Here is a 23,427-nt window from a genome sequence, read left to right as displayed (position 1 = left end):
GACGTGTCACGACGTCAGCGACGCGTAACAGTTCGCGCACGGTCGCGGGGGCGCCACTGTGAGAACCGTCGGGGTAACAACCTGGCGGCGCGTCGCCGTCAGGGATCGGGCGCGTCCCAGGCCTCGATCGCGGCGCGGACGTGCTCGAGCACCTCGGCGACCCGGTCCGGGTCTCCCCCGGCGCGGCCGATCGCGAGGCCGACCAGGTAGGTCGTCAGGGGCGCGGCGGGCCGCACGACGCCGTGGGCCGCGTCGGACGCCAGGTCGAGGACGGCGTCGACGTCGAGCACCTGGTCGACGCCGAGGTCGGCCGCGAGGCCCGCGGCCCATGCGGCGAGGGCGGACTCATCCATCGTGGTCTCCTTCGTCGTGGTCGCCCCGGCGGGCGAGCCGGTCGAGGTCGTCGGGGGTGTCGACGTCGTCGGCGACCTCGGCCAGGTCGATCTCGGCCAGGTCGAGACCGCTCGTCACGCGGGTCGCCGACAGGTGCGCGAGGGGCGCGTGCGCGTCGAGCGCGGCGCGCAGCGGTGCGACGCGGTGGGCCGCCAGCAGGGGCTGGCGGCGTCCGTCGACCCCCGACGCCACGACGCCGTCACGTCCGGGATGGGCCGCGAGCCCCGCCAGCAGCGCGTCGACGACGTCGCCGATGCGCGGGACGTCGGCCGCGACCACCACCACGTGGTCGGCGGCGTCGCCGTGGCGCCGCAGGGCCGTGAGGCCCGCCCCCATCGCGGCGGCCGGGCCGGAGAACGGCGGCTCCTCCTGCACGCGGTCGACCCCGGGCGGCAGCCCGGCCGTGCCGTCGGGCGCGACCACGACGACGCGGCGGGCGTCGGCCACCGCCGCGAGGGCGTGCGTCAGGAGCGTCGCACCGTCGACCACGACCTGCAGCTTGTCGACGTCGCCCATGCGGGCCGAACGTCCCCCCGCGAGCACGATCGCGTCGTACGCGCGGGGAGCGGTGTCCATGAGGGGACGGACCGGCGGACCGGTGGCCTACGCCTCGACGACGACGGGCAGGATCATCGGGCGGCGACGCAGGCGACGTCCGACGAACGAGCCCAGCACGCGGCGGATGACCTGCTGCAGCTGGCGATTGTCGCGCGTGCCGTCCGAAAGCGCCTCCTCGAGGGCCGCGACGATCTTCGGCACGATCTCGTCGAACGCCGAGTCGTCCTCGGCGATGCCGCGGGCGTGGATCTCGGGGCCCGTCAGGATCTTGCCGGTGGCCGAGTCGATGACGACGACGACCGAGACGAAGCCCTCCTCGGCCAGCACGCGACGGTCCTTGAGCTCGGAGTCGGTCAGGTCGCCGACCGACGAGCCGTCGACGTACACGTAGCCGACGTCGACCGCACCCGTGATGGACGCGTGGCCGTCGACCAGGTCGATGACGTAGCCGTCCTCGGCCAGCAGGACGTTGGGGACGCCCGTCTTGGTCGCGAGCTTGGCGTTGGCGTGCAGGTGGCGGATCTCGCCGTGCACCGGCAGCACGTTGGTGGGCTGCACGATGTTGTAGCAGTAGAGCAGCTCGCCGGCCGAGGCGTGGCCCGACACGTGCACCAGGGCGTTGCCCTTGTGGACGACGTTGGCGCCAAGCTTGGTGAGGCCGTCGATGACGCGGTAGATCGCGTTCTCGTTGCCGGGGATCAGCGACGACGCCATCAGCACGGTGTCGCCGGGCTCGAGGCTGACCTGCTGGTGGCTGTTGTTGGCCATGCGCGACAGCGCCGCCATCGGCTCGCCCTGCGAGCCGGTCGACATCAGCACCATCTTGTTCGGCGGTGCGGCGTCGATCTTGTCGACCACGACGCCGTCGGGGACGTGCAGGTAGCCGAGCTCGCGGGCGATCTGCATGTTGCGGACCATCGAGCGTCCGACGTACGCGACCTTGCGACCGTGCTTGGCGGCGGCGTCGATGACCTGCTGGACGCGGTGGATGTGCGAGGCGAACGACGCGACGATGATGCGGCCCGTGCTGTTCTGGAAGACCGCGTCGATCGCCGGCGTGATGTTGCGCTCGGACGTCGTGAAGCCCGGCACCTCGGCGTTGGTCGAGTCGGTCAGGAAGAGGTCGACCCCCTCCTCGCCGAGACGGGCGAACGCCCGCAGGTCGGTGATGCGGCCGTCGAGCGGCAGCTGGTCCATCTTGAAGTCGCCGGTGTGCAGCGCGACGCCGGCGGGGGTCTTGATCGCGACCGCCAGGGCGTCGGGGATCGAGTGGTTGACCGCGACGAACTCGAGCTCGAACGGCCCGAGGTCCATGATGTCGCCCTCGGAGACCTCGTACTTGGGGGCGTCCTTGAGCTTGTGCTCCTTGAGCTTGGGGTCGAGGAACGCCAGCGTCAGCTTGGAGCCGATGACGGGGATGTTGCCCCGCTCGCGCAGCAGGTACGGGACGCCGCCGATGTGGTCCTCGTGGCCGTGCGTCAGCACGATGCCGACGACGTCCTTGAGCCGGTCGCGGATGGGTCCGAAGTCGGGCAGGATCAGGTCGACGCCGGGCTGGGTCTCCTCCGGGAAGAGGACGCCGCAGTCGACGATGACGATCTTGCCGCCGTACTCGAACGACGTCATGTTGCGGCCGATCTCGCCGAGTCCTCCCAGGGGGATGACGCGGAGACCGCCTTCGGGCAGTGCGGGCGGAGCATTGAGCTCCAGGTGCATGTGGCTCATCGAGATGTTCAGCTTTCGAGTCAGTGGTGCTGGAGGAGGCCGGCAGCGACGAGACCGTCGCGAACGATCGCGACCTCTTCCTCGGTCGCGGCCGGCAGGGGGGCACGCATCGTGCGGTGGTCGAGCACGCCGAGCAGCTGCAGGGCAGCCTTGGCCGTGATCGCACCTTGCGTGTGGTTCATCAACGCCCGGACGGCGGGCTGAAGTCTGATGTTGATCGCGCGGGCGGCCGGCAGGTCGCCGGCGTCGACCGCGGCGACCATGTCGGCGTACTGGCGGCTGGCGGCGTGGCTGACCACGCTGACGATGCCGGCGGCACCGAGGGCGAGCCAGGCGAGGTTGGCCGGGTCGTCGCCGGAGTAGATGGCGATGCCGGTCTCGTTCATGAGCCACACGCCGCGGTCGAGGTCGCCCGTGGCGTCCTTCATCGCGACGATCAGGGGGTCGTCGGCCATCGCGAGGTAGGTCTCGTCGGCGATCGTGATGCTGCTGCGGCCCGGGATGTCGTAGAGCATCACGGGGGTGTCGTCGCCGGCTCGCGCGACGTCGGTGAAGTGCGCGAGCAGACCCGCCTGCGGGGGCTTGCTGTAGTACGGCGTGACGATCAGCAGGCCGTGGGCGCCGAGCTTCTTGGCCTGCTGGGCCAGCTCGACGGAGTGGCGCGTGTCGTTGGTGCCGACCCCGCCGATGACGGTGGCGCGGTCGCCGACGGCCTCGAGCACGGCCGCCAGCAGACGTCCGTCCTCGGCCACCGTCGTGGTGGGCGACTCGCCCGTCGTGCCGCTGACGACGAGACCGTCGTTGCCCTGGTCGACCAGGTAGGAGGCCACCTTCTGGGCCGCGTCCAGGTCGAGCCCGCCCTCGCGGGTGAACGGCGTGACCATGGCCGTCAGCACGCGCCCGAAGGGCGCGGCGTCGGAAGCGAGGGGCGACGTCATACCCACGAGGCTACCGCTTGGCGACCTGTCCCCCGCTACCGGCAGGATGGCGGCATGGCCCCAGACATCTACGACGCCGACACGACGTCGGTCCCGCGCGGCGACGGCGTGCGCGACGTCGAGCTGACCGATCGCTGGCACACGCCCCTCGGCACGCCCAACGGCGGCTACATCCTCGCGACGATGCTGCGCGGCCTGCGCGACGAGATGGGCGCCGACGACCCGATGGTCGCGGCCGTCACGTACGTGTCGCCGCCCGTCGCCGGGCCGGCCGAGCTGCGCACCGCCACGGTCCGCATGGGGCGTCGCGTCCAGACCGGCAGCGCCTCGCTGTGGCAGGGCGAGCGGCAGGTCGCCACGATGACCGCGAGCTTCGGTCCGCGCGGCGACGGGCCGTCGTCCGAGCTCGGCGCGCCCCCCGCCCTCCCGGCGCCCGACCGCTGCGCCGACCCGCTCGACCACGGCATGCCGGCCGACGGCCTGTTCGGCCGCGTCGACTACCGGCTCGCGTCGATGCCCGGGTGGGCGGCCGGCGCACCCAGCGGCGACCCGTCGATCGACCTGTGGCAGCGCCTGCAGGGCGGCCGCGAGATCGACTTCCCGGCGCTCGCGCTGCTGTGCGACTCGTTCGCTCCCCCCGTGCTCGAGCTCGGCGAGGGGCACCAGCAGTCCATGACCGTGCAGCTCACGGTGCACCTGCACCGCCTGCCGCGCCCCGGGTGGATCGCGACGAGGCTGTCGACGCGCCACGTCGTCAACGGCTTCCACGAGGAGGACTGCGAGCTGTGGGACGAGGACGGCCACCTCGTCGCGCAGAGCCGACAGCTCGGCATCCTGCTGTAGCAGGCTCCGCCCCCCCCCGTTCCCCGGTCACCGACGTCCGCCTCGTTGCTGGTGCTCCCGGGCGAACGAGACTCGACTCACGTCCTCAGAGGTTTGTCCCGGGGGCCCGGGTTGCCAGAGTGGACGGATGACCGATTCCTGGACCGACTTCCTGCTGACCCTGGGCGGCGCGGTCGTCGTCGCGGCGGTGCTGCTGGGCGTGCTGGCGCTGCTGATCCGGCTGGCGGCGCGACGCTCGTCGTCGGCCGCGGCGCTGCACCACTCCGCCCGCCTGCCCGTCCGGGCGCTGCTGCTCGTCGTCGCGGTGTGGGTGTCGATCAGGTCGACGCTGCCCGGAGGACCGACCAACGAGGCGTGGGAGCCGTTGAACCTGGTGTGCCGCATCGCGACGATCGTGGCAGTCGCGTGGCTCGTGGCCTCGATCGCGTTGTTCGTCGAGGACCTCAGCCTGCGGCGCTACCGCATCGACGTCGCCGACAACCGCAACGCCCGCCGCGCCCGCACCCAGGTGCTGGTCATCCGCCGGCTGACCCTGATGGTCGTGGTCGTGCTGGCGATCGGGGCGATCCTGCTGAGCTTCCCGGGGGCCGGGGCGATCGGCGCGAGCGTGCTGGCCTCGGCCGGCGTCATCAGCATCGTGGCGGCCCTCGCGGCGCAGTCGACGCTCGGCAACGTCATCGCCGGCATCCAGATCGCGTTCAGCGACTCGATCCGGTACGACGACGCCGTGATCGTCGAGGGCGAGTGGGGCTGGGTCGAGGAGATCACGCTGAGCTACGTGGTGGTGCGGCTGTGGGACGACCGCCGCATGGTGCTGCCGTCGACGTACTTCACGACGACCCCGTTCCAGAACTGGACGCGCAACCACTCCGAGCTGCTGGGCGCGGTCGAGTTCGACCTCGACTGGCGGGTCAGTCCCGACGGGATGCGCGCCGAGCTCGACCGCATCCTGCCGCTCACCGACCTGTGGGACGGACGCGTCAAGGTGCTGCAGGTGACCGACGCGGTCGGCGGGTTCGTCCACGTCCGTATCCTCGTGACGGCCCGCGACGCCCCGACGCTGTTCGACCTGCGCTGCCACGTCCGCGAGCGGATGATCGACTGGCTGCAGTCGTCGAACGAGGGCGGCCTCCCCCGCCACCGCGTCGAGACCGTCGAGCGGGTTCCGCCCCGCCGCGGCAGCACGGTCGAGCCGAGCGGCCTCTACTCGGGCGACGACGACGCCGACGAGCGCGCCGCCCGCCTGACGACCCAGACCCCCGTCACCGACGCCCCGACCGAGCGCGCGGGCTGAGCGGGCTGGTCCCAGGACTCGGAGGAGCGGGGTCGCACGACACCGCTCAGGTGCGGTCGTGGGTGACGATGTCGAATCCGTCGTGGGCCTCGCGGGACGTCTCGGGCCAGCGCGACCAGTCGACGTCCGGGAACCAGGCGTCACCGTCCGGCGACTGGTGCACCCGGGTGACGACCATCCGGTCGACCGAGCCGGCCGCGAGCGCCGCGGCGTAGACCTGGGCCCCTCCGATCAGGAACACCTCGTCGTCCAGCGTCGCTGCCGCGGCGAGCGCGGACTCCAGGTCGTGCGCCACCTCGACACCCCCGGCCGACCACCCGGCGTCGCGGGTCAGGACGATCGAGGTGCGCCCGGGCAGCGGCCGTCCGATCGACTCGAACGTCGCCCGCCCCATGACCATCGGGTGGCCCATCGTCAGCGCCTTGAAGTGCGACAGGTCGCCCGTCGGCGGCCACGGGAGCGCGCCGTCGCGGCCGATGACGCCGTTGTCGCCGATCGCGACGACGATCGTGACGCTCATACCGCGATGGGGGCCTTGATCGCCGGGTGCGGGTCGTAGCCGGTGACCTTGATCGAGTCGAGCGTGAAGTCGTCGATCGAGGTGATCGCGGGGTCGAGCCACAGCTCGGGCAGGGCGCGCGGCTCGCGGGTCAGCTGCTCGCGGGCCTGGTCGAGGTGGTTGACGTAGAGGTGCGCGTCGCCGAGCGTGTGGACGAAGTCGCCGACCTCGAGCCCCGTGACCTGCGCGACCATGTGCGTCAGGAGCGCGTAGGAGGCGATGTTGAACGGCACGCCGAGGAAGACGTCGGCCGACCTCTGGTACATCTGGCACGACAGCCTGCCGTCGGCGACGTAGAACTGGAAGAACGCGTGGCACGGCATGAGCGCCATCGCGTCGAGGTCGGCCACGTTCCACGCGCTGACGACGTGGCGTCGCGAGTCGGGGTTGGCCCTGATGTCGTCGATGACCCGGGCCAGCTGGTCGACGTGCTCGCCGTCGGGCGTCGGCCACGTGCGCCACTGGTAGCCGTAGACGGGCCCGAGGTCGCCGTTGCCGTCGGCCCACTCGTCCCAGATCGTGACGCCGTGCTCGCGCAGGTAGGCGGTGTTGGTGTCGCCCTTGATGAACCACAGCAGCTCGGCGACGACCGACCGGACGTGCACCTTCTTGGTCGTCACGAGCGGAAAGCCCTGCGACAGGTCGAACCGCATCTGGTGGCCGAAGACGCTGCGCGTGCCGGTGCCGGTGCGATCGCCCTTGGCGACCCCTTCGTCGAGGATGCGCTGGACGAGATCGAGGTAGGCCCGCATGTCGTCACCCTATCAATCCGGGAGCGTGCCGACGGTATGCCAAACTCGGTCCATGCCGAGTGTTGAGTACGACGCGACCCCGCGGGAGGTCCGCAGCTTCGCCCTCCTCCAGATCGTCCTCACCGGTGTGTTCCTGGTGCTCCTGTTCTTCATGCTCGGTGCGACCGACCAGCCGTTCCCGCCGATCTGGCTGACCGTCGTCCTGCTCGCCCTCGTCGCCGCCGGCGCCTTCCTGGCCGAGCGGGTGTGGCTCAGCGCCTCGCCGCTGCCCGCCGCCGGCGACCCTGCCGACACGCAGCGCGAGGCCGTCGGCATCTTCGCGGCCCAGACGGTCCGCAAGCTGATCTACGCCGAGACGCCCCTGCTGGTCGCGGTCGTCGTCTCGTTCGTGACCGACCACGGCGGCTGGCCGATCGTCGTCGCGGGCTTCCCGGGCATGCTCGTCCTGACCTGGGAGGTCTGGCCGAGCCCGCGCAACACGTCGCTGTCCGCGGCGATGCTCGACTCGCAGGGCGCCGAGTCGCGCCTGGTCGAGAGCTTCCTCGAGGTCTGACCGGGCCGGACGTCGACCGTCCGCCGTGACAGACTGATGCCCTCGGGGATCAGTGGGCCCAACGCGGTAGCCGGACGGTCCACGCGTCGTACCCCCGAGGAACCATCTGTGGAATGGAACATGCAACCGGTCGTGGGTCGGTCGGCCCCTCGGGGCAGCGTGTGCCGGGCTCTGCGGGACTCCGGGTCCCCCGCCCGCCGGACGTGACCGACCTGCGGCCGGACCCGATCGAGGAGAGTCCCCCATGGTCACCGTCATGACGCACGAACGAGTCGTCCACCACCGGCACGGCGCACTCGTCGACGTCCTCGAGCCGGGCCGGTACCGGTTCTGGACGACGGGCCACACGTTCACCCGGGTCGACACGCGGGTGCAGGTCTTCGACGTGCGCCCCCAGGAGACCCCCACCTCCGACGGCATCAGCGTCAAGGTCGGCGCGAACGCGCTCGTCGCCGTCGTCGACCCCGTCGCGCACGTCGAGCACGCCGTCGACCCCCACGCGGTCGTCTACGACGCGGTCAAGGCGTGGCTGCGCGACACGGTGCGCCAGCACACGCTCGAGCAGGTGCTGACCGGGATCGTCGTCGAGACCGTGCCCCCTGCCGTCGCCGCCGCCGCGGCCGCCACCGGCTACGCCGTCACCGACTTCGCGGTGCGCGACGTGATCGTGCCCGCCGAGATCCGGCGGGCCGCCGAGGAGCTCGTCACGGCGCGCCAGCAGGCCCAGATCGGCCTCGAGCGCGCCCGCGGCGAGGTCGCCGTCACCCGCGCCCTCGCCAACGGCGCGAAGGTCCTCGAGGACCACCCGCTCCTCGCCTCGATCCGCCTGGTCGAGACGGCCGCGCGCCACGGCGGCACCGTCGTCGTCGAGCGTCCGGCCGATCGGACGACGTCGTGAGCGGCCCCACCGCCGACGTCAGCGCCCGCCTGGCGTGGCCCGACGACGCCGCCGCGATCGTGCGCGTGCAGCTCGCGTCCTGGCGCACGAGCTACGCGCACCTGATCCCCGCGGCCGAGCTCGACGCACTCGACCCGGCCGCGCTGACCGAGCGGTGGATCTCGACCATCACGACGCCGCAGGACGCCCGCCTGCGCGTGCTGGTGGCGCTCGAGCGCGCGGACGTCCGTGGGTTCGCGCTGGTGCACCCCTCGTTCGACCCCGACAGCGACCGCGTGGCCGACGGCGAGGTCGGCGAGTTCGTCGTCGACGCCGGGCACCAGCGGGCCGGGCACGGCTCACGCCTGCTGCAGGCCGCGATGGACACGCTGGCTGCCGACCGGTTCACCCGCGCCGTGTGGTGGGTCAATGCCGCCGACGACGCGCTGCGGGCCTTCGTGACCGAGTCGGGGTGGGCGGCCGACGGGGCCCACCGCGAGCTCGGCTCCGCGACCGGGGCGACGATCAAGCAGGTGCGGCTGCACACCAGCCTGGCATGACGACCGATCGCAGCATCGTCGTCGACTCCCTCGGCGTCGGCCTCGCGACGGGTGCGTACGGCGTCTCGTTCGGGGCGATCTCGACGGCGTCGGGACTGTCGGTGCTGCAGACGTGCCTGATCTCGCTGCTGGTGTTCACGGGGGCGTCGCAGTTCGCGTTCGTCGGCATCGTCGCGTCGGGCGGCAACCCGCTGACGGGCGCGCTGACCGCGGTGCTGCTGGGCAGCCGCAACCTGTTCTACGGCGTCAGCATGGCCCCGCGGCTCGACCTCGACCCGCGTGCTCGGCTCGCCTCGGCGCACTTCGTGATCGACGAGTCGACCGCGATGGGCGTGACGCGCGAGACCCGGCGACAGGCGCGACTCGGCTTCTACTGGACCGGCATCTCGATCTTCGTGCTCTGGAACGCCACGACGTTCGCGGGTGCCCTCGCCGGCGACGCGATCGGCGACCCCCGCACGTACGGCCTCGACGCGGCGGTGGGGGCCGCGTTCCTCGGGCTGCTGTGGCCCCGCCTGTCGTCGTGGACCGGACGCCTCGTGGCGTTCGTGGGTGCCGCTGTCGCGCTCGGGCTCGTGCCCGTCACGAGCGCAGGGCTGCCGATCGTCCTCGGGGGTGGCGTCGCGGTGCTGCTCGGGCTGCTGTGGCGGCCGAGGGCGGCCGCGTGACGACCGTCTGGGCGGGCATCGCGATCATGGTGGTCGGGTGCTTCGCGCTGAAGTACGCCGGGCTGTCGGTGCCGCCGACCGTGCTGCAGCACCCGCTGACCGTCCGGGCCGTCGAGCTCATCCCCGCCGGGCTGCTCGGGGCGCTGATCGCGGTGCAGGTGCTCGCCGACGGGTCGTCGGTGCAGGTCGACGCCCGCCTGCTGGCCCTGGGCGTCGCGGCCCTGCTGCTGGCCCTGCGGGTGCCGTTCCTGCCGATGGTCGTCGCGGCGGCGCTGGTCGCCGCGCTCGTCCGCCAGCTCTGACCGAGGGATCAGAGGCCGAGGACGGCGTCGAGACCCACCGTCACGCCCGGACGCTCCGCGACGCCGGCCACCGCGGCCACGACGCCCGGCATGAACGAGCCGCGGTCGTGCGAGTCGTGCCGGATCGAGAACGTCTCGCCGACGCCGCCGAACAGCACCTCCTGCGACGCGACGAACCCGCGCGCACGCACCGCGTGCACGGGGATGCCGGACACCCGCGCGCCCCTGGCCCCGTCGGGGTCGGACGTCGTCGCGTCGGGCAGTGGCGCGGAACCGGCAGCCGCCCGGGCCGCCGCCATGACCTCGGCGGTGCGCACGGCCGTGCCGGAGGGGGCGTCGATCTTGTCGGGGTGGTGCATCTCGATGACCTCGATCGACTCGAAGAACGGCGCCGCCGTCTCGGCGAACCGCATCATCAGGATCGCGCCGATCGAGAAGTTCGGGACGATCAGGGCGCCGGTCGTCGGCGCCTCGCCCAGCAACGACCGCACCGCCGCGATGCGCTCGTCGTCGAAGCCGGAGGTCCCGACGACGACGTGCACGCCGTGCTCGACGCACCACGTGACGTTGTCGAGCGCGGCCGCCGGCTGCGTGAAGTCGAGCGCGACGTCGGCGCCCGACGACGTGATGAGGTCGAGCGGGTCGCCCTGGTCGATCTCGGCGACGACCTCGAGCCCGTCGGCGGCACCGATGGCCCGCACCGACTCCGACCCCATGCGCCCCTTGGCGCCCAGCACTGCGACCCGTGTCATGCCGCTCAGCCTATCGGCGCGGTCACCTCGCCCAGGATGCGCGCCGCCGCGGCCACCTCGGCGTACGACGTCGTCAGCGGAGACAGGCCCAGGCGGATGAGGTCGGGCTCGCGGAAGTCGGGCACGACGCCTCGCTCGACGAGGCGCTCGGTCACCGCGCGGGCGTCGGGGTGGCGCACCGTCACGTGGCTCCCCCGCCGCGCCGGGTCGCGCGGCGTGACGACCTCGAGCCCCAGCTCGTCGACGAGCTCGACGGCGTACGCCGTCAGCTGCTCGGACTTGGTGCGGACGGCGTCGACCCCTGCCTCGGCGATGAGCCGCACCCCCTCCTGCACGGCGAGGATGCCGGCGACCGGCGGCGTGCCGCTGAGCATCCGGCGCACCGAGCCCGACGGCTCGTAGGTGTCGGACATCGCGAACAGGTCGGCGGCGCTCCACCACCCCGCGATGGGCTGGGCGGCGTCGGCCAGGTGGCGCTGCGCGACGTAGACGTACGCCGGCGCGCCCGGGCCGGCGTTGACGTACTTGTAGGTGCAGCCGACGGCGAGGTCGACCTCGGCCGCGTCCAGGTCGATCGGCACGGCGCCCGCCGAGTGGCACAGGTCCCAGATCACGACCGCCCCGGCCCCGTGCACCTGCCGCGTCAGCCCCGGCAGGTCGAGCAGCGTGCCGGACCGGTAGTCGACGTGGCTGAGCAGCACCACCGCGGTGCGGTCGCCGAGCGCCGCCGCGAGCACGTCGGCCGTGACGTTCTCGACGAGGTCGGGCTCGAGCCACCGCACCTCCATGCCGCGTGCCGAGGCGACGGACTCGACGAGGTAGCGGTCGGTCGGGAAGTTCGTCGCGTCGATCACGATCTGGTCGCGCCCCGGACGCAGGCCGACCGCGGCGTGCAGCAGCTTGTAGATGCACACCGACGTCGAGTCGGCCACGACGGTCTGGCCCGCCGCGGCACCGAGGAGGGCCGCGCCGAGCTCGTCGCCCACCTCGACCGGCAGGTCGACCCACCCCTCGGACCACCCGCGGATCAGTCGCCCACCCCACTCCTCACGCACGAACGCGGCCAGCCGGTCGAGCGTCGCCCGCGGCAGGCGTCCCAGCGAGTTGCCGTCGAGGTAGGCGACGAGGTCGTCGTCGATCACGAAGCGGTCACGGAACGGGGCGAGCGGGTCGGCGGCGTCGAGCTCGTCGGGGGGCGTCGTCATGCGCCGATCCTGTCATGGGACGCAGAAGGGCCCCGCTGCCGTGGCAGCGGGGCCCTTCTGGAGCGACGATCAGGCGTCGGCCGGCTCCTCGGCCGCAACGGCCTCGGGCTCGTCCGACTTCTCGATGACCGGGATCAGCGAGAGCTTGCCGCGGTCGCCGAGCTCGGCGATCTCGACCTGGATCTTCTGGCCGACCTTGACGACGTCCTCGACGTTGTTGACGCGCTGGCCACCGTTGAGGTCGCGCAGCTTGCTGATGTGCAGCAGTCCGTCACGGCCCGGCGCCAGCGACACGAACGCGCCGAAGTCGACCGTCTTGACGACGGTGCCGAGGTAGCGCTCGCCGACCTCGGGCATCGTCGGGTTGGCGATCGCGTTGATCGCGTCGCGCGCGGCCTCGGCGGCCTCGCCGTTCTCGGCACCGACGTAGACCGTGCCGTCGTCCTCGAGCGAGATGTTGGCGCCCGTCTCGTCCTGGATCTGGTTGATGATCTTGCCCTTGGGGCCGATGACCTCGCCGATCTTGTCGACGGGGATCTTGATCGTGATGATCCGCGGCGCGTAGGGGCTCATCTCGTCGGGCTCGTCGATGGCCTCGGCCATGACGTCGAGGATCGCGACGCGGGCGCCGTAGGCCTGCTGCAGGGCACCGGCCAGCACGTCGGCGGGGATGCCGTCGAGCTTGGTGTCGAGCTGCAGGGCCGTGACGAACTCGCGCGTTCCGGCGACCTTGAAGTCCATGTCGCCGAAGGCGTCCTCGGCTCCGAGGATGTCGGTCAGCGTCACGAACGTCTGCTGGCCGTCGACCTCACCGGAGATCAGACCCATCGCGATGCCGGCGACCGGCGCGCGCAGCGGGACGCCAGCGTTGAGCAGGCCCAGCGTCGACGCGCAGACCGAGCCCATCGACGTCGAGCCGTTCGAGCTCAGCGCCTCGGAGACCTGACGGATCGCGTAGGGGAACTCCTCGCGCGTCGGCAGCACGGGCAGCAGCGCACGGCCCGCGAGGGCGCCGTGACCGATCTCGCGACGCTTCGGCGAACCGACCCGGCCGGTCTCACCGGTCGAGTAGGGCGGGAAGTTGTAGTTGTGCATGTAGCGGCGCGACGTCTCGGGCGAGAGGGTGTCGAGCTTCTGCTCCAGGCCCAGCATGTTCAGCGTCGTGATGCCCATGATCTGGGTCTCGCCGCGCTGGAACAGCGCCGAGCCGTGCACGCGGGGGACGATGCCGACCTCGGCGCTGAGGGCACGGATGTCCTCGAGGCCACGGCCGTCGATGCGGACCTTGTCGCGCAGGACGCGCTCGCGGATGACCGACTTGAGGACGGAGCGGACGGCGGCGCCGAGCTCCTTCTCGCGTCCGGCGAACTTCTCGCCGAGCTGGTCGATGACGTCGGCCTTGATCTCGGCCTCGCGGTCCTCGCGCTCGGCCTTGTGCAGGATCGTCGCGGCCTCGGCGAGCGGGGCCTTCGCGATGGCCTCGACGGCCTCGAACGCGTCGTCCTCGTAGTCGAGGAAGATCGGGAAGTCGCGGACCGGCTTGGCGGCGGTCGACGCGAGCTCGATCTGCGCCGCGCACAGCTGCTTGATGAACGCCTTGGCGGCCTCGAGGCCACCCGCGACGATCTCCTCGGTCGGCGCCTGGACGCCGCTCTGGACGAGGTCCCACGTGACCTCGGTGCTCTCGGCCTCGACCATCATGATCGCGACGTCGCCGTCGGCGGTGATGCGGCCGGCGACGACCATGTCGAACACCGCGTTCTCGAGCTGGCTGTGCGTCGGGAAGCCGACCCACTGGCCGTCGATCAGGGCGACGCGCGTGGCGCCGACCGGGCCGGTGAACGGCAGGCCCGAGATCTGGGTGGACGCCGAGGCGGCGTTGATCGCGAGGACGTCGTACGGGGTGTCGGGGTTGAGCGCCAGGACCGTGATGACGACCTGGACCTCGTTGCGCAGACCCTTCTTGAAGGTCGGGCGCAGGGGGCGGTCGATCAGGCGGCACGTGAGGATCGCGTCCTCGGAGGGACGGCCCTCGCGACGGAAGAACGAGCCCGGGATGCGACCGGCGGCGTACATCCGCTCCTCGACGTCGATCGTCAGGGGGAAGAAGTCGAAGTGGTCCTTGGGGTGCTTGCCGGCCGTCGTGGCCGACAGCAGCATCGTGTCGTCGTCGAGGAACGCCGACACCGAGCCGGCGGCCTGCTGGGCGAGGACGCCCGTCTCGAAGCGGATGCTGCGGGTGCCGAAGGCACCGTTGTCGATGACTGTCTCGACGGAGTGGAGTTCGGACATGGAAGTCCCTTCCGCAGGCGGGAGCCTGCCTGTTGGGACGAGCGCCGAACGGCGGTGAACCATGCCGGTCTTCGATCGAGGCCTGCGGGGAGCCCACGTGCTGCGAGCGTCCCGACGGCCACTACCGAGGACCGAGCGCGCGTGCCGCGGCTCTCGTCTGGAGTGTTTCGGGGTGGTGCTGTGGAGTTGTGCAAGAGGCGGCCACTTCGAAGAAGTGACCGCCTCCGGGGGTGCTAGCGGCGCAGACCGAGACGCTCGATGAGCCCGCGGTAGCGCTCGATGTCGTTGTTCTGCAGGTAGTTGAGCAGGCGACGACGCTGTCCGACCAGCAGCAGCAGGCCACGACGGCTGTGGTGGTCGTGCTTGTGCTCCTGCAGGTGACCCGTCAGGTGCGCGATGCGCGCGGTGAGCAGGGCGATCTGGACCTCGGGGGATCCGGTGTCGCCGTCGCTGAGCGCGTACTGCTTGATGATGTCTTCCTTGGCGACGCCCGCAACTGTGGGCGCAGCAGTCTTCTTCGACACGTTTCTCCTTGAGGTTCCGTTGCACGGCGCGCCCGGGCACATCCACCGGGGCACTATCGATCCGTGGCCGATCACACGGCAGCGACCAGACTATCAGCGGCGGTGTTCCCAGGGCCAATCGCCGCGCGGCACGTCCCCGCCGCGTGGCAGCGGTCGCTAGCCTCGCTGCATGCACACACCGCCGCGACGACTTGGCACGATCGGCTCCGCCGTCACGGCACTGTCCGCACTCCTCGTCCTCGTGGCGGGGTGCAGCGCGGGCGGGTCGTCCGACGCCGCCGGGCCGAGCCCCGCGACGTCCTCCCCCACGGCCCCGGTGCCCTCGTCGGCCGACGCCTCGACGTACGTCGCGCTGGGCGACTCCTACACCGCCGGTCCCGGCATCGCGCCGGAGCAGGCCAACGCCGGGCTGTGCGGCCGGTCGTCGGCCAACTGGCCCACACGCCTGGCCGCCTCGCTCGACCTGACCCTGACCGACCTCAGCTGCTCGGGGGCGACGACGGCCGACCTGTCGACGACGCTCGGCTCCGGCACCGTCCCGGCCGACGCCGGCCTCGTGACCGTCAGCGCCGGCGGCAACGACGGCGGGCTCTTCCTGTCGCTGATCCAGGCGTGCACCGTCAGCGCCCAGCAGTGCAGCTCCTACGTCGACGACGAGGCGCCGGCGATCCTCGAGCGGACGACCGGAGACCTCGTGTCCCTGCTCGAGAAGGCCGGCACGACCGCGCCCGGCGCCCGGGTCGTCCTGGTGGGCTACCCGCGGATCATGCCGGCCTCCGGCACGTGCGAGGCCGCCGGCATCGTCGCGGGCGACGTCACCTCGGTCGTCACGGCCGAGACCGCGCTCGACGCCGCGCTGGCGAGGGCCGCCGAGCAGGCGGGCGTCGCCTACGTGTCGCTGCGGGGGCCGTCCGAGGGTCACGACGCGTGCGCCGGCGACGAGGCCTGGACCAACGGCGTGTCGCCGAAGGCCGGCGACGGCATCGTGTTCCACCCCACCGCCCGCGGCATGACGGCCGTGGCCGACCTGGTGGCCGCGGCGGTGCGCTGACCCGCGTCGCCCCGGGGCGGCTACAGGCCGAGGGCCGAGCGGGTGCGCACGACGTCGTCGGCCATCTGCACGATCAGGTCGTCGATGCCGTCGAACTTCTCCATGCCGCGCAGCAGGTCGACGAACTCGACGCGGATCGCCTCGCCGTACAGGTCGAGGTCGGTGCGGTCGAGGACGTACGACTCGACCCTCCGCTCGACGCCGTCGAACGTCGGGTTCGTGCCGACCGAGATCGCGGCCGGCAGCCGCTCGCCGGTGCCACCGTCGCGCACCAGCCATCCGGCGTACACGCCGTCGGGCGGCACGGCGTACGCCTCGTCGACCGGCACGTTGGCCGTGGGATACCCCAGGTCGCGTCCGCGCTGGTCGCCCTTGCGGACGATGCCGGAGACCTCGTGCGGACGGCCCAGGACGTCGGCCGCCTCGCGCATCCGGCCGGCGGCGACGTGAGCCCGCACCAGCGTCGATGAGTACGGCTCGGTGCCGCCGTCGAGGTCGAGGGCGTCGACCGTGAAGCCGGCCTGCTCGCCCGCCCGGCGCAGGAACGTCGTGTCGCCCTGGGCGCGGTGGCCGAAGCGGAAGTTCTCGCCGACCGCGACGAGCGAGGCGCGCAGCTCGTCGCGCAGCACGCGGTCGACGAACTCCTGCGGCGTCCACGCCGCCATCGCCCGGGTGAAGTCGAGGATGCGGATCTCGTCGGCCCCGGCGGCGTGCAGCAGCTCGACGCGGCGCTCGGTCGTCGCGAGCCGCTTGGGCGCGTGGTCGGGCGCGACGACGGCCAGCGGGTGGGGCTCGAACGTCACGGCGATGACCGGCAGACCCCGCGAGAGCTCGCGCGTGCGCTCGATGACGTGCTGGTGGCCGCGGTGGACGCCGTCGAAGTTTCCGACCGTCACGGCGGCGGGCTCGACGCGTGCGACGGTCGATGCCCCGGGGAAGTCGCGCCAGATCGTCACGGGAAAACTGTGCCACACGACGGCGGCCGTGCCGTGGCGGGCCGAACCTAAGAAGTCTCTCATCGCCTCCTCATCGATCCGCGGGACCGCGTCGGGCAGGCTGGGAGCATGCTCGAGCCACGCCGTGTCGTCACGATCGTGATCGCGGTCGTCGCGGTCGCGCTCGCGATCGTCGTCGTCGCCCGGATCGCGGCCGGGGCCGACCCCGAGCCGCAGGACACGACCCCCGTCGTCATCACGCCGACCGCCACCCCGGCGCCCGACCCGTCCCCGGGGTCGTCGCCCGCGCCGGCGCCGGCTCCGGCGCCCGCGGACGACGACGATGACGACGACGACCGGTTCGACCGCACCGTGCCGTCTCCGCGAGACTACGACGACGATGACGACGACCCGGACGACCGCGACGACCTCGACGACGACGACTGACGACTGACCTCGATGTACGTGACCTCACCCCTCTCGCGCCTGTCGGTGCGGCAGCGCCTCACCGGCACGATCGCGCTGCTGACGACACTCGCGCTCGTGGCCGTCGGCCTCACGCTCTACGCGATCGAGTCGAGCCGCATCGACCGCTCCATCGAGTCGAGCCTGAGCCAGGAGCTCGGCGAGTTCCGGGCCCTGCAGCAGAACGAGGTCGACCCGCAGACGCGCGAGCCGTTCGCGTCGGCCGACCGGCTCCTCGAGGTCTTCCTCGAGCGCAACCTGCCCGACGCGAACGAGCAGCTGTTCGCGTTCCCCAGCGTCGGCACGCCGACCTACCAGGGCGACCCGAACCCCACGCTGCAGCAGTCGTCCGAGTTCCCCGCTTTGGTGGCCGACCTGTCGACGTCCGGCGGGTCACGCACGCTCGACCTCGCGGGTCGTGAGTACCGCGTCGCCGTGCTCCCCGTGACCGCCGGCTCCCAGCGCGCCGCGTTCGTGGTCGTCCACGATGTCGGCGGCAGCCGCGACGACCTGCACGAGCTCATGACGACGTACGCGCTGCTGGCGGCGCTGTCGGTCGTGCTGATCGCCGGGCTCGCCTCGTGGAGCGCCGGCCGCCTGCTGCGTCCGGTGCGCCGGCTGCGCGAGACGGCCCAGGGCATCAGCGACGGCGACCTCGGCGGACGGCTCGAGGTCACGGGTCATGACGACCTCTCCGACCTCCAGCGGACGTTCAACGACATGCTCGACCGCCTCGAGTCGTCCTTCGTGACGCAGCGACAGCTCCTGGACGACGCGGGGCACGAGCTGCGCACCCCGCTGACGGTGCTGCGCGGCCACCTCGAGGTGCTCGACCTCGACGACCCCGACGACGTCGCGGCGACCCGTGAGCTGCTGCTCGACGAGATCGACCGCATGGCCCGGCTGGTCGACGACCTGCTGATGCTGGCGAAGGCACGCCGGCCCGACTTCGTCCGCCCGCACGCCGCCGACGTCGAGTCGCTGACCCACGGTGCGATCGACCGCGCGCGTGCCCTCGCCGACCGCCGGTGGGTGCTCGACGCCGTCGCCCGCACGTCCGCGCCGCTCGACGGCCAGCGCGTCACCCAGGCGCTGCTGCAGCTGTCGGCCAACGCGGCCCGCCACACGTCGCCCGGCGACGAGATCGGCATCGGCTCACGGCTGCACGAGGGGCGCGTCGAGCTGTGGGTCCGCGACACCGGCACGGGGGTCGACCCCGCGATCGCGGTCGACATCTTCGACCGGTTCTCCCGCGGCGACGACTCCGACGACGGGTTCGGCCTCGGGCTGTCGATCGTCAGCGCGATCGCCGAGGCCCATCACGGCGACGTCGTCCTCGACGCCCCGTCCGACCGCGCCGCGTCGCCCGGCGCCACGTTCCGCATCCGCATCCCGACAGGAGCCACCCCGTGAACCGCATCCTCATCGTCGAGGACGAGGACCGCATCTCGTCGTTCGTGGCCAAGGGCCTGAAGGCCGAGGGCTTCACCCCGACGGTCGTCTCGGACGGCGTGACGGGGCTCGACTACGCGCTGACCGGCGAGTTCGACCTGATGGTGCTCGACATCGGGCTGCCGGGCATGGACGGGTTCACGATCCTCGAGCGCGTGACGGCGGAGCGGCCCGCCCTGCCGGTCATCGTGCTGACGGCGCGCGACTCGGTCACCGACACGATCGCGGCGCTGGAGGGCGGTGCCGCCGACTACATGTCGAAGCCGTTCCGCTTCGGCGAGCTGCTGGCCCGCGTGCGGCTGCGGCTGCGCTCGCCGGGCGAGGCACCGCCGGACGACGAGCTCGTGGTCGGGCCGGTGCGTCTGGACCTGCGCCGTCGACGCGCCTTCGTCGGAGAGCGCGAGGTCGACCTGTCGGCGCGCGAGCTGGCCCTGGCCGAGGTGCTGCTGCGCAACCGCGGGCTCGTGCTGTCGCGCGAGCAGCTGCTGTCGCAGGTGTGGGGCTACGACTTCGACCCGGGCTCGAACGTCGTCGACGTCTACGTGGGCTACCTGCGCCGCAAGCTCGGCGCCGAGCTCGTCACGACCGTCCGCGGCCTCGGCTACCGCGTCGACTGACCCTCGCCCGGGGCGTGACGAAGCCTGAGGCATTCGGGTCGCCAGGGCGACCCTCTTGTCTCAGGGTCCGTCGTGTCCACAGCGTGGTGTGCAACGAGGTCGTCATCACCGGCCCGCGACTCGTCGCGTTCACGTCGTGCTCGACCCGTCACGAGCAGGCGCGGGTCGCCGACCAGCTCACCCGCCTGCTCCGCAGCGCCGGCTGGGACGGACGACTCAGAGGGAGATCTTGAAGCCCGAGAGCCGGGCCGTGGGCAGGCGGTCCATCATCGGCTCGATCGCGAGGGCGATCTCGGACGGCAGGGGCCGGTCGGCCGGGTCGGGGGCCAGGCAGGACGTGATCAGGTCGCCGAGCTCGTGCGGGACGAAGTGCGGCAGCGCGGCGGGCCCGTGCGTCAGCTGCTGCCAGCGGGGCTCGCGGTCGAAGGCACGGTGGCCGGCGGCCGCGCGGAACATCGTCGCGCCGAACCCCCACACGTCGCTCGCGTGGTCGACGGCACCCCGCTCCCCCGGCTCGCACTGCTCGGGCGCCATGTACTCGTCGCTGCCGACGGGGTGGTCGAGGGCCCGGGCGTCGGCGACGTCCATCGCGACGCTGAGGTCGATGAGCTTCGCAGGAGCGCCCATGATGACGTTGCTGGGCTTGACGTCGAGGTGGCACACGCCCTCGTGCCGCAGGTAGTGCAGGGCCGAGGCGAGCTCGAGGCCCAGCGGCAGCAGCTGGTGCAGCGGCAGGTGACCGTGCCGCGAGATCAGCGACGACAGGTTCGGGCCGTCGACGTTCTCGAGCACGAGGTACGGGCGGGGCCCCTCGTCGTCGTAGGCGAAGAGCCGGACCACGCCGGGGTGGTTCAGCCGCGACAGCATCTCGACCTCGCGCAGCAGGCCGGCCCGCGAGCTCTCGACGTCGACGTGGCCCGGCCGCACGATCTTGACCACGACCGGCGCGTGCAGCCGCTCGTCGAAGGCCGACCACGCCTCGAACACGTCACCGCCGCCGACCGGCCGGACGGCCGTCAGGCCGGGGGCGATCGCGTCGCCCCCGGCCAGGTCCCAGGTGTCGGACATCAGCCGGCGGTGTTCGCGGTCGGCGCGGTGTTCTTCGTCGGCGCGGTCTTGACCGTCTTGACGGTGTTCTGGGTCGGCTGGTCCTGGGTCGGGGCCGTGTTCTTCGTGACCGTCGTGTTCCTCGTCGCGACGGTGCCGGCCGTGTCGACGGTCGGCGAGTCGTCGTCGACGTCGTCGCGCACGTCGTCGTCGAGATCGGTCGACTGCGTCCAGGACGTCGAGGTGTCCTCCCGCTTGACGACGACGGGCTCCGGCGTGTCGGACGACGTGCTGGCGGTGGCGACGGCGAAGCCGGCGGTGCCGAGCCCCACCGTGGCGGCGACCGTGACGATGCCGGCGCGGATGAAGGTGTTCATGGTGTCTCCTCTGTCGGTGTGCTGACAGGGGCAAGACTCGTCGCGGGGGGTGAGGCCCGCGTGAGCCGCGCATGAGACACCTCTCATGCGCGAGAGGTCAGAGCAGAGGGCCCAGGGGCTTGAGGATGGCCTCGTAGACGCGCGCCAGGACCGGTCGCTCCATCCACTCGTCGAGGCTCAGCCGCTCGCACTTCGCGCAGTCGTCGGCGAAGACCTTCTCCATGCCCTCGGCCAGGCCCCGGTCGAGGATCTCGAGGTTGATCTCGTAGTTGCCGAGCAGGCTCAGGCGGTCGATGTTCGCGGTGCCGATCGTCGTCCACTCGCCGTCGATCGTCGCGGTCTTGGCGTGCACCATGTGATCGGCGTAGCGGTGGATCTCGACGCCGGCGCGCAGCAGCTGTCCGTAGAAGCCGCGCGACAGCCAGTCGGTCACGACGTGGTTGGAGACCTTCGGCACGATGATCCGCACCTGCACCCCGCGGCGTCGGGCGTCGAGCAGGGCGTCGAGGATGTCGCGGTCGGGGATGAAGTAGGCCGCCGTGATGCTGATGCTGACGTGCGCGCGGTCGATCGCCTCGAGGTACATGCCGCGGATCGGGTACATCAGCTGTCTCGGCACGTTGCGGTGCGCGCGGATCTCGGGACGCCAGCTGGCCGCCGGCATCTGCGGGAGACGGTCGGTCGTCCGCCGCGGGTGGGTGTTCCAGAAGTCGACGAACGCGTTGTCGAGGTCCCACACCGCGGGCCCCTCGATCCGCAGGTGGGTGTCGCGCCACTCCGTCGCGTACGTCGAGCCGATGTTGTAGCCGCCGACGTACGCGACGGCGTCGTCGACGACGAGGATCTTGCGGTGGTCACGGCCGAGGTGCCGGGGGCTCAGCAGCTTCCACGACGAGATCAGCGGGTACCGCAGCACCTGAACGGGCTCGGGGAACGTCAGGAAGCTCGGCTTGACCACGAGGTTGGCGAACTGGTCGTACACGACGTAGACCTCGACGCCGCGCTCGGCGGCGTCGATCAGCGCCCGCTTGAAGCGCCGCCCCATGTCGTCGCCCTTGAGGATGTACGTCTCGAGCAGGATGCGCCGGGACGCGCCCTCGATCGCGGCGAGCATGTCGTCGAACAGCACCTCGCCGTACGTGTACGTCGTGGCGGTGCTGCCGTCGCCGATGCGGTGCGACACGGGCTGGGACGGCTCGAGCTCGGGGATCCTGCGACCGCGCAGGAGCCGGCGGAGGCGGTCTGCCCCCATCAGCGACGCGACGGCGGCCACCTGGGCGGCCAGCACCGCGAGCAGACCCTGGCGGACGAGGCGGCGGGTCGAGTCTCGCAGTGACATGGGTCGACCCTAGACGAACACCGCGACGGGCTTGGCCACACCGCCCCGCTGCTCGTACAGCGCCAGGAACTCGCCTGCGGGGTCGAACATCGCGACCGCACGGGGCGCGCCGAGGTCGATGCCGGTCAGGGCACGCCCGTACCGGACGTCGTTGGCCTCGCGCTCCGGCAGGTCGTACGAGTCGAAGCTCGCGCGTGCGACGTCGTCGAGGCCGATGACGTGCAGCTCGTTCTCGAGCTCCTCGAGCGTGCGGGCCAGCCGCAGCGGGAACCCGCCGACACGGGTACGACGCAGCATCGTCAGGTGTCCCCCGACGCCGAGGTCGTTGCCGACGTCGCGGGCCAGGGCGCGGATGTAGGTACCGCTGGAGCAGACGACGCGGACGTCGACGTCCAGCACCTCGCCCTCGGCCCGGACGGCGTCGAGGTCGAACGTCGACACCGTGACGGGCCGCGCCTTCAGCGCGACCTCCTCGCCGGCCCGCACCTTGGCGTACGAGCGCACGCCGTCGACCTTGATCGCCGAGACCGACGAGGGCACCTGCTGGATGTCACCGGTGTACGCCGGCAGCACCGACCGGACGGCCTGCTTGTCGAGGTGGGCCGCCGACGTCGACGCCGTCAGCTCGCCCTCGGCGTCGTCGGTGACGGTCGACTGACCGAGGCGGATCGTGGCGACGTACTCCTTGTCGGCGTGCGTCAGGTAGCCCAGCAGGCGCGTGGCCCGGTTGACGCCGAGCACGAGCACGCCCGTGGCCATGGGGTCGAGCGTGCCCGCGTGGCCGACCTTCTTGGTCTGCGCCAGACGGCGCATGCGACCGACGACGTCGTGCGACGTCCAGCCCGCCGGCTTGTCGACGATGACCAGACCCGATCCGACTCCCGTCACTCGTCGTCCTCGTCGGTGTCGGTGACGGTGACGGGCTTCTTGTACGGGTCGGCGTCGCCGGCGTACTGCGCCCCGGCGGTGCGCGACAGCACCTCGTCGTCGGAGGCCTTGACCTTCGCGAGGAGCTCCTCGATCTCCTTGGCGGTCTCGGGGACCGAGTCGAGGAAGAACGTGATCGAGGGGGTGATGCGGGTGCCGAGCTGCTTGCCGACCTCGGACCGGATGAGGCCCGTGGCGCTGCGCAGGGCCGCGGCGGTGTCGTCGCGCTGACGCTCGTCGCCCATCACGGTGTAGAACACCGACGCCTGCTGACCGTCTCCGGTCATGCGGACGTCCGTGATCGTCACGAAGCCCAGTCGAGGGTCCTTGACGCGACGCTCGAGCATCTGGGCCACGATGACCTTGATGCGGTCGCCGACCTTGGCGTTGCGGGGTCCTGCCATGTTCTGTCTCTCCCGGAA

The 23,427-nt window shown here is 71.9% G+C and carries 27 protein-coding genes; 11 read left to right on the top strand and 16 right to left on the bottom strand.

Going from position 1 to position 23,427, the window contains the following annotated elements; all coding sequences use genetic code 11:
• Window positions 1-98: 98 nt before the first annotated feature.
• From ASD10_RS09955 to dapA, 4 genes are read right to left on the bottom strand one after another with little or no spacing between them, the layout of a single operon-like run.
• The gene (locus tag ASD10_RS09955) at window positions 99-353 is read right to left on the bottom strand and encodes a DUF6457 domain-containing protein (RefSeq protein WP_056607817.1); all 255 of its coding nucleotides are present in this window, start codon (window positions 351-353) and stop codon (window positions 99-101) included.
• Window positions 346-969 (bottom strand): molybdenum cofactor guanylyltransferase, encoded by a 624-nt coding sequence (locus ASD10_RS09950; RefSeq protein ID WP_056607815.1) that lies wholly within the window; start codon window positions 967-969, stop codon window positions 346-348. Before ASD10_RS09950 ends, ASD10_RS09955 begins: the two co-directional genes overlap by 8 nt.
• Before the next feature lie 27 nt (window positions 970-996).
• On the bottom strand, window positions 997-2,676 hold the full coding sequence (locus ASD10_RS09945; protein ID WP_056607813.1) for a ribonuclease J: 1,680 nt from the start codon (window positions 2,674-2,676) through the stop codon (window positions 997-999).
• 20 nt (window positions 2,677-2,696) lie between these two features.
• Window positions 2,697-3,614: a 4-hydroxy-tetrahydrodipicolinate synthase gene (gene dapA, locus ASD10_RS09940; RefSeq protein ID WP_056607811.1), complete on the bottom strand. Its 918-nt coding sequence runs from the start codon at window positions 3,612-3,614 to the stop codon at window positions 2,697-2,699.
• 54 nt (window positions 3,615-3,668) lie between these two features.
• Here dapA and ASD10_RS09935 point away from each other — a divergent pair, with 54 nt between their 5' ends.
• Window positions 3,669-4,457, top strand: coding sequence for a thioesterase family protein (locus ASD10_RS09935; protein ID WP_056607809.1), 789 nt, complete (start codon window positions 3,669-3,671; stop codon window positions 4,455-4,457).
• Window positions 4,458-4,584: 127 nt separating this feature from the next.
• The gene (locus ASD10_RS09930) at window positions 4,585-5,751 is read left to right on the top strand and encodes a mechanosensitive ion channel family protein (RefSeq protein ID WP_056607807.1); all 1,167 of its coding nucleotides are present in this window, start codon (window positions 4,585-4,587) and stop codon (window positions 5,749-5,751) included.
• Between the two features lie 46 nt (window positions 5,752-5,797).
• On the opposite strand, the gene ASD10_RS09925 is transcribed toward ASD10_RS09930, so the two are convergent.
• The gene (locus ASD10_RS09925) at window positions 5,798-6,271 is read right to left on the bottom strand and encodes a dihydrofolate reductase (protein ID WP_056607804.1); all 474 of its coding nucleotides are present in this window, start codon (window positions 6,269-6,271) and stop codon (window positions 5,798-5,800) included.
• Entirely contained in the window at window positions 6,268-7,062 is a 795-nt protein-coding gene (locus ASD10_RS09920; protein WP_056607801.1) for a thymidylate synthase, read from the bottom strand. Before ASD10_RS09920 ends, ASD10_RS09925 begins: the two co-directional genes overlap by 4 nt.
• 52 nt (window positions 7,063-7,114) lie before the next feature.
• Here ASD10_RS09920 and ASD10_RS09915 point away from each other — a divergent pair, with 52 nt between their 5' ends.
• The 5 genes from ASD10_RS09915 to ASD10_RS09895 all read left to right on the top strand — a co-directional run bounded on the left by ASD10_RS09915 (window position 7,115) and on the right by ASD10_RS09895 (window position 10,022).
• On the top strand, window positions 7,115-7,615 hold the full coding sequence (locus tag ASD10_RS09915; RefSeq protein ID WP_056607799.1) for a hypothetical protein: 501 nt from the start codon (window positions 7,115-7,117) through the stop codon (window positions 7,613-7,615).
• 256 nt (window positions 7,616-7,871) lie between these two features.
• A complete protein-coding gene (locus tag ASD10_RS09910) occupies window positions 7,872-8,513 on the top strand; it encodes an SPFH domain-containing protein (protein WP_162248840.1) in 642 nt (213 codons plus the stop codon).
• Window positions 8,510-9,052 carry a GNAT family N-acetyltransferase gene (locus ASD10_RS09905; protein WP_056607796.1) on the top strand — a complete coding sequence of 181 codons (543 nt, stop codon included), beginning with the start codon at window positions 8,510-8,512 and terminating at the stop codon, window positions 9,050-9,052. The genes ASD10_RS09910 and ASD10_RS09905 overlap by 4 nt, the downstream gene beginning before the upstream one ends.
• Window positions 9,049-9,720 carry an AzlC family ABC transporter permease gene (locus tag ASD10_RS09900; RefSeq protein ID WP_056607794.1) on the top strand — a complete coding sequence of 224 codons (672 nt, stop codon included), beginning with the start codon at window positions 9,049-9,051 and terminating at the stop codon, window positions 9,718-9,720. Before ASD10_RS09905 ends, ASD10_RS09900 begins: the two co-directional genes overlap by 4 nt.
• Complete coding sequence (locus ASD10_RS09895; protein ID WP_082556292.1) at window positions 9,717-10,022, top strand: AzlD domain-containing protein; 306 nt, start codon at window positions 9,717-9,719, stop codon at window positions 10,020-10,022. Before ASD10_RS09900 ends, ASD10_RS09895 begins: the two co-directional genes overlap by 4 nt.
• An 8-nt stretch (window positions 10,023-10,030) precedes the next feature.
• On the opposite strand, the gene dapB is transcribed toward ASD10_RS09895, so the two are convergent.
• From dapB to rpsO, 4 genes are all read right to left on the bottom strand, one after another.
• Window positions 10,031-10,774: a 4-hydroxy-tetrahydrodipicolinate reductase gene (dapB, locus tag ASD10_RS09890; protein WP_056607792.1), complete on the bottom strand. Its 744-nt coding sequence runs from the start codon at window positions 10,772-10,774 to the stop codon at window positions 10,031-10,033.
• Window positions 10,775-10,779: 5 nt separating this feature from the next.
• Window positions 10,780-11,979 carry a kynureninase gene (kynU, locus tag ASD10_RS09885; RefSeq protein ID WP_056607791.1) on the bottom strand — a complete coding sequence of 400 codons (1,200 nt, stop codon included), beginning with the start codon at window positions 11,977-11,979 and terminating at the stop codon, window positions 10,780-10,782.
• A gap of 69 nt (window positions 11,980-12,048) precedes the next feature.
• A complete protein-coding gene (locus tag ASD10_RS09880) occupies window positions 12,049-14,271 on the bottom strand; it encodes a polyribonucleotide nucleotidyltransferase (RefSeq protein WP_056607790.1) in 2,223 nt (740 codons plus the stop codon).
• Window positions 14,272-14,504: 233 nt separating this feature from the next.
• Entirely contained in the window at window positions 14,505-14,744 is a 240-nt protein-coding gene (rpsO, locus tag ASD10_RS09875; RefSeq protein ID WP_369797582.1) for a 30S ribosomal protein S15, read from the bottom strand.
• Window positions 14,745-14,964: 220 nt separating this feature from the next.
• Here rpsO and ASD10_RS09870 point away from each other — a divergent pair, with 220 nt between their 5' ends.
• Entirely contained in the window at window positions 14,965-15,846 is an 882-nt protein-coding gene (locus ASD10_RS09870) for an SGNH/GDSL hydrolase family protein (RefSeq protein ID WP_056607788.1), read from the top strand.
• A 20-nt stretch (window positions 15,847-15,866) separates the two neighbouring features.
• Here the strand turns inward: ASD10_RS09870 and ASD10_RS09865 are convergent, their stop codons facing one another.
• The gene (locus ASD10_RS09865; RefSeq protein WP_082556130.1) at window positions 15,867-16,865 is read right to left on the bottom strand and encodes a bifunctional riboflavin kinase/FAD synthetase; all 999 of its coding nucleotides are present in this window, start codon (window positions 16,863-16,865) and stop codon (window positions 15,867-15,869) included.
• Between the two features lie 45 nt (window positions 16,866-16,910).
• Here ASD10_RS09865 and ASD10_RS09860 point away from each other — a divergent pair, with 45 nt between their 5' ends.
• From ASD10_RS09860 to ASD10_RS09850, 3 genes are read left to right on the top strand one after another with little or no spacing between them, the layout of a single operon-like run.
• Window positions 16,911-17,228, top strand: a complete 318-nt coding sequence (locus ASD10_RS09860; RefSeq protein WP_056607787.1) for a hypothetical protein — start codon at window positions 16,911-16,913, stop codon at window positions 17,226-17,228.
• Between the two features lie 18 nt (window positions 17,229-17,246).
• Window positions 17,247-18,659: a cell wall metabolism sensor histidine kinase WalK gene (locus ASD10_RS09855; protein WP_200938213.1), complete on the top strand. Its 1,413-nt coding sequence runs from the start codon at window positions 17,247-17,249 to the stop codon at window positions 18,657-18,659.
• On the top strand, window positions 18,656-19,315 hold the full coding sequence (locus ASD10_RS09850) for a response regulator transcription factor (RefSeq protein WP_056607780.1): 660 nt from the start codon (window positions 18,656-18,658) through the stop codon (window positions 19,313-19,315). The genes ASD10_RS09855 and ASD10_RS09850 overlap by 4 nt, the downstream gene beginning before the upstream one ends.
• 216 nt (window positions 19,316-19,531) lie before the next feature.
• Here ASD10_RS09850 and ASD10_RS09845 read toward each other — a convergent pair whose 3' ends face one another.
• The 5 genes from ASD10_RS09845 to rbfA all read right to left on the bottom strand — a co-directional run bounded on the left by ASD10_RS09845 (window position 19,532) and on the right by rbfA (window position 23,409).
• Entirely contained in the window at window positions 19,532-20,383 is an 852-nt protein-coding gene (locus ASD10_RS09845; RefSeq protein WP_056607778.1) for a serine/threonine-protein kinase, read from the bottom strand.
• Entirely contained in the window at window positions 20,383-20,739 is a 357-nt protein-coding gene (locus ASD10_RS09840; RefSeq protein ID WP_056607776.1) for a hypothetical protein, read from the bottom strand. Before ASD10_RS09840 ends, ASD10_RS09845 begins: the two co-directional genes overlap by 1 nt.
• Window positions 20,740-20,836: 97 nt before the next feature.
• Window positions 20,837-22,078 carry a phosphatidylserine/phosphatidylglycerophosphate/cardiolipin synthase family protein gene (locus ASD10_RS09835; RefSeq protein WP_056607775.1) on the bottom strand — a complete coding sequence of 414 codons (1,242 nt, stop codon included), beginning with the start codon at window positions 22,076-22,078 and terminating at the stop codon, window positions 20,837-20,839.
• A gap of 9 nt (window positions 22,079-22,087) precedes the next feature.
• Complete coding sequence (truB, locus tag ASD10_RS09830; RefSeq protein WP_056607774.1) at window positions 22,088-22,966, bottom strand: tRNA pseudouridine(55) synthase TruB; 879 nt, start codon at window positions 22,964-22,966, stop codon at window positions 22,088-22,090.
• The gene (gene rbfA / locus ASD10_RS09825) at window positions 22,963-23,409 is read right to left on the bottom strand and encodes a 30S ribosome-binding factor RbfA (RefSeq protein ID WP_056607773.1); all 447 of its coding nucleotides are present in this window, start codon (window positions 23,407-23,409) and stop codon (window positions 22,963-22,965) included. The genes truB and rbfA overlap by 4 nt, the downstream gene beginning before the upstream one ends.
• Window positions 23,410-23,427 lie beyond the last annotated feature (18 nt).

The sequence above is a fragment of the Aeromicrobium sp. Root472D3 genome (genome assembly GCF_001426485.1).
Classification (GTDB): domain Bacteria; phylum Actinomycetota; class Actinomycetes; order Propionibacteriales; family Nocardioidaceae; genus Aeromicrobium.
The sequence above is the reverse complement of the archived record's forward strand: the minus strand, read 5'-3'. Positions and strand labels throughout refer to the sequence as shown.